This window comes from Aquificaceae bacterium (assembly GCA_037481935.1).
Lineage (GTDB): Bacteria > Aquificota > Aquificia > Aquificales > Aquificaceae > Pampinifervens.
The window spans coordinates 34,594-44,515 of the sequence record JBBFKQ010000011.1; the positions used below are offsets into that span (position 1 = coordinate 34,594).

At 44.5% G+C, this 9,922-nt stretch carries 10 protein-coding genes; 4 read left to right on the forward strand and 6 right to left on the reverse strand.

Annotation, left to right across the window (positions count from 1 at the left end; translation table 11 throughout):
- Nucleotides 1–5: 5 nt before the first annotated feature.
- Together WHS43_08990 and WHS43_08995 are read left to right on the forward strand one after the other, a co-directional pair.
- Nucleotides 6–854 (forward strand): family 1 encapsulin nanocompartment shell protein, encoded by an 849-nt coding sequence (locus WHS43_08990; protein ID MEJ5339771.1) that lies wholly within the window; start codon nucleotides 6–8, stop codon nucleotides 852–854.
- A complete protein-coding gene (locus WHS43_08995) occupies nucleotides 851–2,695 on the forward strand; it encodes a vWA domain-containing protein (GenBank protein MEJ5339772.1) in 1,845 nt (614 codons plus the stop codon). Before WHS43_08990 ends, WHS43_08995 begins: the two co-directional genes overlap by 4 nt.
- On the opposite strand, the gene WHS43_09000 is transcribed toward WHS43_08995, so the two are convergent.
- Complete coding sequence (locus tag WHS43_09000; protein MEJ5339773.1) at nucleotides 2,646–3,005, reverse strand: hypothetical protein; 360 nt, start codon at nucleotides 3,003–3,005, stop codon at nucleotides 2,646–2,648. The two genes, WHS43_08995 and WHS43_09000, sit on opposite strands and share 50 nt — an antisense overlap.
- A 50-nt stretch (nucleotides 3,006–3,055) precedes the next feature.
- On the opposite strand from WHS43_09000, the gene WHS43_09005 reads away from it, so the two are divergent.
- Both WHS43_09005 and bioB read left to right on the forward strand, forming a co-directional pair.
- Complete coding sequence (locus WHS43_09005; GenBank protein ID MEJ5339774.1) at nucleotides 3,056–3,268, forward strand: pantothenate kinase; 213 nt, start codon at nucleotides 3,056–3,058, stop codon at nucleotides 3,266–3,268.
- A gap of 29 nt (nucleotides 3,269–3,297) precedes the next feature.
- A complete protein-coding gene (gene bioB / locus WHS43_09010) occupies nucleotides 3,298–4,314 on the forward strand; it encodes a biotin synthase BioB (protein MEJ5339775.1) in 1,017 nt (338 codons plus the stop codon).
- Between the two features lie 534 nt (nucleotides 4,315–4,848).
- Here bioB and WHS43_09015 read toward each other — a convergent pair.
- Genes WHS43_09015 through WHS43_09035 form a run of 5 tightly spaced genes read right to left on the reverse strand, consistent with a single transcriptional unit; the run spans nucleotide 4,849 to nucleotide 9,862 of the window.
- Nucleotides 4,849–6,375 (reverse strand): YifB family Mg chelatase-like AAA ATPase, encoded by a 1,527-nt coding sequence (locus WHS43_09015; GenBank protein MEJ5339776.1) that lies wholly within the window; start codon nucleotides 6,373–6,375, stop codon nucleotides 4,849–4,851.
- A 44-nt stretch (nucleotides 6,376–6,419) separates the two neighbouring features.
- Entirely contained in the window at nucleotides 6,420–7,037 is a 618-nt protein-coding gene (locus tag WHS43_09020; GenBank protein MEJ5339777.1) for a Uma2 family endonuclease, read from the reverse strand.
- A gap of 28 nt (nucleotides 7,038–7,065) precedes the next feature.
- A complete protein-coding gene (gene mqnC / locus WHS43_09025; protein ID MEJ5339778.1) occupies nucleotides 7,066–8,145 on the reverse strand; it encodes a cyclic dehypoxanthinyl futalosine synthase in 1,080 nt (359 codons plus the stop codon).
- 15 nt (nucleotides 8,146–8,160) lie between these two features.
- The gene (locus WHS43_09030) at nucleotides 8,161–9,378 is read right to left on the reverse strand and encodes a 2,3-bisphosphoglycerate-independent phosphoglycerate mutase (protein ID MEJ5339779.1); all 1,218 of its coding nucleotides are present in this window, start codon (nucleotides 9,376–9,378) and stop codon (nucleotides 8,161–8,163) included.
- Nucleotides 9,379–9,397: 19 nt separating this feature from the next.
- Nucleotides 9,398–9,862 (reverse strand): hypothetical protein, encoded by a 465-nt coding sequence (locus tag WHS43_09035; protein MEJ5339780.1) that lies wholly within the window; start codon nucleotides 9,860–9,862, stop codon nucleotides 9,398–9,400.
- Between the last annotated feature and the right edge of the window lie 60 nt (nucleotides 9,863–9,922).

Genomic DNA, 9,922 nt, shown 5'->3' on the forward strand with positions numbered 1-9,922 from the left:
TAAGCATGGACTTTTTGGGAAAAGACCAGTCACCCCTCAGCTTTGAAGAGTGGGACCAGCTTGAAAGTGCTGTGCTGGATGTGGCAAGGAAAACCCTGGTATGCAGAAGGTTTTTGCCAGTGGTGGGTCCCATAGGTGTGGGCCATCAGGTAATATCCTACGATGTTTACCTCGGGGTTGAACCTGGTGTATGCGAGGTCAGACCCGGTGAAGAAAGCGAAGTTTGTGAACCTGTAAGAACGGGCAGAAGAAAGCACATAACTCTTCCCACCATATTCAAGCCCTTTTCCATAACATGGAGAGACCTTGAATACTTCAGACAGTTCAACCTGCCCCTTGACACTTCTCAGGCATCTGCAGCAGCCTTTGCAACAGCTGTGGCAGAGGACACTCTCATAATCCATGGGAACCAGAAGCTGGAGATAGACGGCTTTCTCACAGTTGAAGGAAGGCAGAGCATGTCCATGAGCGACTGGGATGCCCTTGGAAACGCCTTCAACGATGTATCTCTGGGAGTTTCAAAGCTTTCAGAGAAGGGCTTTTATGGACCCTACTACCTTCTCCTCAATCCAAGAGACTACTTTAAGTTAAACAGAGTTTACCACAACACAGGGCTGCTTGAGCTTGAACAGATAAAGAAACTTGTGGCGGACGTCTATCATACACCCATAATGCCGGAGGGTAAAGCCCTGCTTATATCGGCAGGACCGCAGAATATGGACCTGGTTGTGGGACTGGACTTTAGCCTTGCCTACGTGGAATCCACAAACATGGTTCATCACTTCAGAGTGATGGAAATAGTGGCACCACGCATAAAGAGACCAGGAGCCATAATGGTCATAGGAGAAAAGTGAAGGAACGCTGGAAGGTAATAGAAAGGCTTCTTTCTGAAGAATACCATATAGAGGTTCAGGCAAGCTACGAGGGATGGGGTGCTGGCTATGACCCTAAATTTCTCCCGCTCACAGAGATGTGGGCAAAGGGGGAAATGGAGGATGTGCCAGAGCCTGTAAAAAGACCCTCGGGTATAGTTTTTTACCTTCAGGAGCTTTCTGGCAGGACAGAGGAAGATGTGATAAACACCATAAGGCATGAGATAGAGTATCTTTTCAGCACAGACCTTTATTTCTGGAGGCTTGGTCAGAGAGAGTTCTACAAGTTCGGCTTTACGCCCACCTCCTTTCTTGTCCTTTATGCAGTGCTGGAATCTATAAAAACGGACGAAAGGTTGATAAAAAGTCATCTAGACAGTGAATATACATTGAAAAAACGCTATCAGACAATACTCAAGGATGTAAAAACCTACTACCCTCATCACCTATTTGCCCTGTCTGTATTGAAAAACTGGCTGGGAGAGGAAGCATATCAGAAAGAAATTCAAAAATTCCTTCAGGAATACCTGAGTTTAAAAAGCAGGGACGCGTATGATGCAATAATGGAAGACCTCTTCGGAAAGTATATGTCATACATAGAAAAGGCACAGGAGATAAACTACATAGACCTCCTGCTGGAGGAGGCAAGGGGAAAGGTAAGAAAGGACGCCCACAGAGGCAGGATAATGACGGACCTGCTCAAAAAACTCCCGGAACATTTGCAGGAACTTATAATGCAATACAGAGAAAAGAATGCTGTTGATATACCGGAAGTAGATAGAAAAGAGATACTGAAAAGCCTGAAAAATGTCCCAGACTGGATGAAGGACTATCTGAAACAGATGTCCTACATAGACATGATAGAGAGGGATGTGGAGTTCATAAGACACTTTTTGCCAAAGACACTTGAAGTAGATATAGAACACAGGGGCTTTCTGAGCTTTGTTATAAAAGGTTGGGAAGAGCAATCCTCCTCTTCCTCCCAATCTGGCTTTGGAAGAAGTCAAAAAGAAAAAACAGAGGAGGACAGGCTCTACGAAAAGGCCTATGGTCTTAACAGAGAAGAGTTCAGAGTATACAGGAGAATGCTCTCTGAAATCCTACCACATGTGGAAGCTCTGAAAAGAAAACTAATCAGGCTCATGCCGCAGGAGGAAGAGGGCTGGGCTGGAAAGCACTTCTATGGCAGAAAAATTGACAACAAAAGCCTGAATATTGAGGCGCCCCTTGGAAGAGGCAAAATGTATATGAGAAGACATCATCCAGTAAGAAAGGAGCTTGCCTTTAAACTCCTCATAGATATATCCTCCTCAATGAAGAGGGAGGAAAAAATAGATAATGCTCTGAAGGCTCTCATGCTCTTTTCTGAGGTTATAAAAAGCCTGAAGATGCCCTTTTCCATAGATGTCTTTTCTGATAGGGTATTCAGGCTAAAGGAGTTCTCTGAAGACTACAGGAGCGTAAAGTGGAAGATTGTTGAACTCTTTAATTTGCTTGGTGGCGGGACGAACCTTGAGAAGGCCCTTCTGTATTCTTATGATGATATACAGACCTTTTCAATGAAAAACAGAATGAAAGGCTGTATTATTGTCTTCTCTGACGGAGAACCCACAAGGGGATTGAAGGGTCAGGAATTGAAAAACTTCATAGCGCACATAAAGACAAGGCTTCCCCTTATAGGTATAGGAGTTGGACAGGAAAGGAATTACACAGACTACTATTTTGAAGGAACTGGAATAAGGATAAAAAACCTGAAGGACCTTCCAGCTGCTTTTACAAGGATAATAGAAAATCAGGCAAGGAGGCTTCTGGCTTTTCAATGAAAAACCTCAGACCTTCCTCTGGCTTTTCCACTGCAAAAACATACTGTGTGGTCTTTGTATGCCTCATAGCCTCCTGCAGAAATTCAAGCCCCTGATATGTCTGTCCAAGGGATATGTTGAGAAGTCCGAGAAGCAGGTATTTTTCCTGACAGTCTTCTGCAAGCATGAGCCACTTGGTAGCCTCAAGATACTTGAACTCAGTAACATACCTCAGCCCCCTGTAGAGTGAGCCAGATGACAGCACAAGGTCCTCCTTATTTACTCTGTTTCCCTGTTTATCATAAACCGCCACTCTGAACCTGACCCTCATCACCAAAACCCATCATCCCATATAAGGATAGGGAGTATAAGTTAAAACCTATGAAGTTTTACAGCAAGGAAGATTTGTCATACAAGAACATAATAGTATCAGAAGAGGGCAGGCCTCCTGAGGGTATAGAGGTTACAGAGGATTTAATAAAAGTTTACTCCTCAAAAAAGGTTTTTGAAATTCCTGTAGCATCCATGAGAGGCAAGGCTATACTTGACCGCCTAAATTATCAGGGCGAACTTACACAGGAGATATATATTTAATAAACTCAAAAGTCTGTAAGGAGGCCTGCATGGATAGGGTGGAAAGTTTTCTTTTTGAAGTAGCAGAGAAAGCAGCTGCATATGAACCCATAGATAGGGGAACTGCCCTAAAACTTCTCAACATTCCCGATGAATACATAGCGTTGATGGTTTACCTGGCGCAGAAAGTGAAAAATAAGTTTCACAGCCCAGACAGGATAGAATTCTGTTCTATAATAAACGCCAAGAGCGGCGCCTGTTCAGAAGATTGTAAATTCTGCGCCCAGTCAAAGTTCTACAGAACCCCTATAAACATATACAACCTTGTCCCAAAAGAAGAAATACTGGAAGGTGCATACAGAGGAGTGGAGTTTGGTGCAAACAGATACTGCGTGGTTCTTAGCGGAAGGTCGGCAACAAAAGAAGAAGTAGAAAAGATATGTGAGGGTGTGAGAGAAATAAAGAAGGAGGGACTTCCCATAAAGGTGTGCGTTTCTGCAGGAACTCTGGATGAAGAATCCCTCAAAAGACTGAAAGAAGCCGGAGTAAAACGCGTAAACCATAACCTTGAAGCATCTGAAGGGTTCTTCCCACGCATAGTGACTACACACACATGGAAGGAGCGTTATGAAACCATAAAAAGGATAAAGTCCCTTGGTCTTTCCACATGCTGTGGTGGCATATTTGGCATGGGGGAGAGTGATGAGGATAGAGTTGACCTTGCACTCACCTACAGGGAGCTGGAGGTGGACTCCATACCTCTGAACTTCCTAATGCCCATAGAGGGAACACCACTCCAGAACGCTCCCGGGGTAACGCCCATAGAAGCTCTGAAAATAATAGCCATGTTCAGGTTTACTAACCCAAAGGCTGAGCTCAGGCTTTGTGGAGGAAGGGAGCAAAACCTGAGAGACTTTCATGGCATGGCGGTTTTGATGACAAACGCCATGATGGTTGGTGGTTATCTAACCAGAGCAGGAAGAGACATTAAAAAGGACTATCAGCTTCTGAAAGACCTGAGATATGAAAGGCTTATAAGCACAGAAGAAATTTCACAGGGGGTGTGAAAATTTCACACCCTATATTTTTCTTCTTTATTTATTTTTTTATTAATAGTAATAATAATAGACCCCCTCAAATTTCACACCCCTTTCTGAAATCCTTGAAAATCAAGCACTTCCGAAAAGGGAATTTCACACCCCCTTTCAAATCCTTGATTTTCCTTGATTTTCTATGTTAACGAAATCGTTGAGTATCAATGCTTCTAAGAGAATTTCACAATTTCACACCCCCTTGACCTAAGTGTGGGCTTTTCCGTCATTTTATTAATTTTCCGCGCTTTAAAAAAGTCTGTAAAAAGGTATACTTAGGAACAGGGCGTGAAATTCCGTCTATGGGTGTGAAATTCTCCCCTATATGGTGTGTAAAACCTGTGAAATTCCTTTTTGGAAAGCATGGAAAAACCCAAACTTAGGAATATGATATTTATCAGATGTGAAATTCTGCCCCTGGGTGTGAAATTCCCTGTGAAATTCGGGTTTTTAAAATTATGGAAAAACCCATATTTACAAACAGGGTGTGAAATTCTTTTATGATTTAAATCATATTATCGGTGACCTTTCCTTCATCCTGAACTGAAGGGCTTCTGCAAGGTGATGGCTGGCGATTTTCTCTTCTCCTTCGAGGTCTGCTATGGTTCTTGCCACCTTGAGTGTTTTCATATAGCCTCTGCCGGTGAGATTGAGCCTTTCCACTGCACCTTTTAGAAGGGATTGGGCTTCCTGAGTCATTATGCAGTGTTTTTTCACCTCTTGGTTTGTCATGCGTGAGTTGTATTTTGTTTTACTGTCTTTAAACCTCTCTCTCTGTATTTCAATGGCTTTTATGACCCTTTCCCTTATCTGTGCAGAACTTTCTTCAGAGCTCATTTTAAGTAAATCTTCTCTCTCTACTGGGTTTATCCATACTTTGAGGTCTATCCTATCTATTATGGGACCTGATATTCTTGACTGGTAAGCCTTTAACTGCACTGGCGAGCACACACAGGCCTTATATGGGTTTCCATAGTTTCCACATGGGCATGGGTTCATGGCCACTACCAGCAAAAACTCAGCCGGGAATGTTATTCTGCCGCCCACTCTTGACACAGTTACTCTTCCATCTTCAAGAGGTTGCCTGAGAGCTTCTATTGCCTTTCTGCTGAATTCTGGAAACTCATCAAGAAAAAGAACTCCCCTGTGGGCAAGAGAAATCTCTCCAGGCTGTGGCACTGTGCCACCACCAACAAGGGCTGAGTCGGATGCGTTTGTCAGGGGGTTTCTGAAGGGTCTCTTTGTGATAAGAGGTTTATCCTCATCAAGAAGACCGGCCACGCTGTATATGTGGGTTATCTCTACAGCTTCTTCAAAGGTCAGAGGCGGCATTATGGTTATTAGTCTCTTTGCCAGCATACTCTTTCCAGCTCCTGGGGGACCAACAAGAGCGACTGGGTGAAAACCCGCCGCGGCGATTTCCATGGCTCTCTTTGCCTGGTGCTGTCCGTATACTTCGCTAAAGTCTACCTCAAAGACTTCTCCAGAATTGAAGAGCTCTTCCACATCCACCTTTACAGGCTCTGCATCCATATTGCCCGTAAGAAAATCTACAACCTCTTTCAGGCTTCCAAATCCATATGCTTCTACCCCTTCCACAAGACCCGCTTCCCTCGCATTACCGGAGGGAACTATAAAGCGTCTGTAGCCAAGATTCCTGAGAGATAGCACTATGGGTAGGGCCCCCTTAACGGGATTTATCTTCCCATCAAGAGAGAGCTCACCGAAAATCACCCAGTCTTCAGGGAAATCTATGCCAGTGGAAAGTTTTAATATACCAAGAGCTATGGGCAGGTCATAAAGAGTTCCCTGTTTTTTAAGATGCGATGGAGAGAGATTTACCGTTATCCTTTTTACGGGAAGTTGAAATCCGGTGTTTTTGAGTGCGGACCTGACCCTGTCTCTTGCCTCATTTATCGCTTTGTCAGCAAGACCAACTATGGAAAACTGAGGCAGTCCATTTGATATGTCTACCTCCACGTCCACCTCATAGCCGTCTATTCCCAGAACTCCTCCACTTTTTATCCTGCAAAACATACGACTTTTATTATAATCTGGCTTTCTGGCAAAGTTTTTAGGATTTAACCTTCTATCTCCTCCTCAAGTAAATTTTGCAGGTTTATTTTTATATCCTCTATTATCTCAACCTCTTCATCCCAGCCTGTAATGAACCATTTTTTGCCCTCTTCTGCTATCATTACCTTTTTATCAAAGGTGGTATACCATATGACCTTTTTTACACCTGCGTCCAGCAGTTCCTGAGTTTTTTCCCTGCAGTAGTTCATGAAGTCTCCATACTTTGTCAGGTCAGCCTTTGTGTCTATTTCTATAACTACCTCTGGGGCAACTGCGGTGTATCTGTGGTCTATGCCTTCTCTGAGGAGCTTTTCCTTTTCAAAGATGGCTATGTCAAGATTACGCCAGCTTCCTTTTGTGGTTTTAAAGCCAGCTTCATTGGTTGCTATAATATACCTATTCCTGTCGAGTTTTTGCACTAAATACGAATAGATCAGGTAAAGGATGAACCACTGAATCTTACTGCTTCCCATAACCTCCTCCGGAGTTTTTTCCCCAGACAGAACTTTCTGATAATCGCGGTAGTATATGGGCTTGCCCCTTTTCATTTCGTATATCAAGACCTCTGGGACTCTTCGCTTCTCCGATTTCTTGATTACTCTTTTTCCACCTTTTACTGCCATACTATACCCCTAAAAATCTTTACTGACTTTAAGAATCAAAGACCCTCATTATCCTGTAATATGTATCTCGCTGGGCCGGAGTAAATCCTGCAGACCTTATGGCATAGACCATGTCTTCCACCTTTGGAATGTTTACTCTGTAGGATGTGGAAGATATGACGTTCTCCTCTATCATCACACTTCCAAGGTCGTTGGCACCAAAGTGAAGTCCCAGAGTTCCTATCTGCATGGTCTGGGTCACGTGAGAGCTCTGGATGTTCTTAAAGTTATCCAGATAAAGCCTTGATATGGAAAGCACCTTAAGGTAGTAGGTGGATGGTGCCTCTTCCACCATATCCAGCTGGGTTTTGCCCTTTTTAAAGGTCCATGGTATGAAGGCTGTAAAACCTCCCGTCTGGTCCTGCAGTCTTCTTACCCTCTCCAAGTGCTCCACAATGTGCTCCGGCTTTTCCACATGTCCGAACATCATGGTGGCAGTGGAGGTCATTCCAAGTTCGTGAGCAGTCCTGTGGACAGTTTCCCACTCTTCAACAGTGCATTTTCCTGGGCTCAGAAAGCTTCTTACCTCCTGAGACAGTATCTCTGCACCACCTCCAGGCAGAGAATCAAGCCCTGCAGCCTTTAGCCTTCTGAGCACTTCCCTTATACTGAGCTTCTCTATCCTTGCCAGATATACTATCTCTGGAGCGGAGAAGGAGTGCACCTGCACCTGCGGAAACCTTTCCTTTATGGAGCTTATCAGGTCCTCATAGTAGCTAAGCGGAAGGTCTGGGTTTAGACCGCCCTGCATTAGAAGGGTTGTCCCGCCCCATTCTATGAGCTCCTGCACTTTTCTAAGCACTTCTTCCTTGGGGAGCACATAGCCTTCTGGAGAGCCCACCTTCCTCTGGAAGGCGCAGAACTTGCACCCAGCAACGCACACGTTGGTGTAGTTGACGTTCCTGTCTATAACAAAGGTGACTATGTTTTCAGGATGGAGCCTTTTTCTAACCTCACTGGCAAGGAAGCCAAGGGTTGAAAGCTCTTCTTCAAAAAGACTGAGAGCTTCTTCCTGTGTAAGTCTTTCTCCTTCAAGGATTCTATCATAAACTTCTGCATGCGTTCTCATGTTTAAGAATTTATCTCATGCTCCAAACTTAGCAAGCCTGAGGGAGTGAGCCAGCATAAGGTTTATGAGTTTTTCTGCGGGTAAGATGCCAAGCTCACCCTTTAAACATTCCCTTTCGGTAAACCTCTCAGAAGTGCCCCCAAGCACATAGGGTGAGTGTAGAAGCACAGGAACAGGGTGCCAAGAGTGACCTTTCAGCACAGAGGGAGTAGAATGGTCTCCAGTTATAAAGAGCACATCTGGCTTAAGCTCAAGTATATCCGGGACATGCCTGTCAAACTCCTCAAGAACCTTAATCTTTCCCTCGTAGTTTCCATCCTCTCCGTAAGAGTCCGTCTTCTTTATGTGAAGAAAGAAAAAGTCATAGTCTTCCCATACATCTTTTACTGCCATGATTTCGTCCCTTATAGACTGTCCTTCAAAGTCAACAAGCTCCATACCCACAAGGCTTGCAAGACCCTTATACATGGGATAGACTGCAACGGCACAGGCTTTTAAGCCAAACCTCTCCTCAAAGCTCTCCATCTTTGGCTTCTGAGAAAAGCCACGCAGGAGCATGTAGTTTGCCTTCGGCTCATCTGCAAGAACACTTTCAATTCTCCTTAAAAGCTCCCTCACAACCTTTGCGACCCTTTCGGATGCCTCCGTCTGTCCATAAGGCTCTATGGGTTCAAGTCCCTCCTTCTGTGGGTCAGTATCCTTTATGCTATCGCTACCCTCAGGAAGAGGCTCTGGAAATCTAAGGAGCAGTGCAACTCTGTGCTCCATGCCCGGTGCAAAAAATACCTCTACTCCATCCACTTCCCTTATCTCTTTAGAGAGCCTGTCAGTTATCCTTCTGTTCTCCTCTGTGGGAATCCTTCCAGCCCTTCTGTCTTTTACCAGAAGCCTGCCTTCTATCCTTTCCACCGTGGCGTAGTTGCCCCTTATGGCAATGTCCGTGTCCTTTACCTCAAGACCAAGACCAAGTGCTTCCAGTATACCCCTCCCAATCTGGTATTTCAGGGGGTTGTATCCGAATATGCCAAGATGTCCAGGACCGCTTCCTGGAGTTATGCCATGGTCAACAGGGACATGCATGCCAAGGGCTGACCTCTTTGCAAGGGCATCCAGATTGGGTGTTCTGGCGAGCTCAAGCTCTGTTTTCCCCTCCTTTACGGGAAGACCACCAAGGCCATCAAGCACAACCATGAGTATCTTTGTGTTGTTTCTGTTAATCAGCTCCGCAAGCATAAACAAAAATTTTAACAGCTTAGGGTCCAATCTGTCTCAGGAAGGGTGGTATTTCTTCACTCTTCAGCCATCCACATTCTTCAAGACCTCTTTCCACAATCTCTTCAGACTTTCCTGTTCTCTGCATCAGCAGTTTAACAAAGTCTGACCTTTTCCCCTTGAACTCTTCTATTTCCTCGTAGCTTACCTCTGGGAAGCGGGAAACTATCCTGTCTTTTACTATGTTCCATGCGGCAAGGTTGGAGTAGAGGTTAAACTCCTTTCCTCTCACTGTCTCCTTTACTGCAAGAGATTTTAGAAATTCAAACCTTTCAGGCTTTATGGTCAGTATAGCCTCAGCCATTAGGGGGTCAACGGTGTAGAACACTCCAAAGAGCTTACCCAGTATCCTTTTCTGCGTTCTTATAATCTGGTCAAGAATATCCTGAACCTCGGGTTCTACCTTCTCATATATGAGTTCAAAGTAGTTTAACGCAAGTTGCAAGTTATAGCATCCCTGCACTCCAGAGCCTATGGAGATTGTAAGAAATTACCGCCATGTAGA